Here is a 1,017-nt window from a genome sequence, read left to right as displayed (position 1 = left end):
TTGGCTGCCGCGATCGGAGTGGTGAATGACGCCCTTCGGCGGCCTGCGGATGGCGATGGCGCGCCTGAGGGCGTTTAGGGCGAGATCCTTCTTCAGCCTGTCGGACACCGCCCAGCCGATGATGCGGCGCGAATAGAGGTCGAGCACGATGGCCAGATAGAGCCAGCCCTCGGCGGTCCAGACATAGCTGATGTCGACGCCCCACTTCTCATTGGGTCCGGCGGCGGCAAAATCCTGGTCGAGGACATTGGCGGCAACCGGGCCTTTGTGGTCGCTGTCCGTTGTTTTCTTGAAGGAACTGGCAAAACGCAGCCTGTGATCCGCACGGCCGGCATCATCACGGACATGTCAACCACGTCAAGGTGACTGGAAATCCTCGCCAAACCCCCAAACCGCTACGGATAAATGGAAATTTTCTTACAATCATAAGAAGATCAAGGCGGGTAGCCGAAGATCTCGAAATCCTTGCGGTAAAACTCCTGCACGCGAAGCCGGTCCGACAAGTCCCACGATACCTCGATCTGCGCTTCCGACGTGTCATGGACCCTCGGCAGTTCCGTTGGGGGCTCCACGCCCAGCAACATGGCCATATGCGCCGCCGCGGCAAGCAGGCCATCCTCGTAGCGAAGTACCTCGACACCGGATCCGTGAAACTCCCACTGAGGGCGTAGATGATTGTCGAGGTGGAAGGGGTTCTTCGTCGCTGCCTCGAGGTTGGTCTCCAGCCAGAGCGAGAATTGCGGCCAGGCCTTCCAGAACCCCTGACCGGAAAGGACGGCCCGCATGCGATACTCGCTGGCGATGCGGTCGTAGGGGTTGCGGACCGTCATCGCGGCATGATCGAACCAGCCATCGCCGAACAGCGCGCGGAAATCCGCCATGCGGAAGTGCTGTGGCGTGCAACGAAGTGCATTGGGCATGCCGATGCTGTGAAAATGCAGCGGTGCGAGGGTCTTCAGCCAGGTCTCGATCGCCCCGCCCCCGGTCTTAGGGACATGGAGGTAAAGCAGGCGGGTG

Annotated in this window: 1 protein-coding gene and 1 pseudogene; both read right to left on the bottom strand. The window is 60.8% G+C overall.

The window, feature by feature from the left end:
* Positions 1–294: pseudogene (locus tag ACM9LZ_RS25870) on the bottom strand (DDE-type integrase/transposase/recombinase); the annotation flags it as partial.
* 140 nt (positions 295–434) lie between these two features.
* Positions 435–1,017, bottom strand: a 583-nt coding sequence (locus ACM9LZ_RS25865) for a sulfotransferase family 2 domain-containing protein (protein ID WP_416622376.1), incomplete at its 5' end; no start/stop codon positions are given.

This window comes from Niveispirillum fermenti (assembly GCF_048066175.1).
In the GTDB taxonomy this organism is placed as follows: domain Bacteria; phylum Pseudomonadota; class Alphaproteobacteria; order Azospirillales; family Azospirillaceae; genus Niveispirillum; species Niveispirillum fermenti.
This window is presented reverse-complemented; position numbering and strand designations above follow the sequence as displayed.